The 258-nt window shown below is 73.3% G+C and carries 1 protein-coding gene; it reads left to right on the top strand.

The window, feature by feature from the left end:
• Positions 1-12: 12 nt before the first annotated feature.
• Positions 13-258: 2-oxo acid dehydrogenase subunit E2 (locus CVH10_RS26995; RefSeq protein WP_369335966.1), on the top strand; the 246-nt coding region annotated here is incomplete at its 3' end.

Raw genomic sequence — 258 nt, 5'->3', positions numbered from 1 at the left:
CGGTCGGGGCGGGTGCATCTGGGAATGGCGACGCAGACCGATGCGGGGCTGACCGTGCCCGTCATTCGCGACGCGCAGGACCGCAACGTCTGGCAGCTGGCGAGCGAGATCACGCGGCTGGCGGAGGCGGCGCGGATCAACCTGTCGCGCCGGATCGGGCAGCCGCTCGCGGCCATGCTCGACGATACGCTGCTCGACCGGCTGCCCGGCAGCCATGGCCCGGCGACGCCGATCGATGCGCCGGCGCCGCTGATGCTG

The sequence above is a fragment of the Halomonas sp. ND22Bw genome (genome assembly GCF_003011945.1).
GTDB classification, from domain to species: domain Bacteria; phylum Pseudomonadota; class Gammaproteobacteria; order Pseudomonadales; family Halomonadaceae; genus Halomonas; species Halomonas halophila.
Note: the sequence above shows the minus strand (reverse complement) of the source record. Positions and strands in the feature narration are given on the sequence as shown.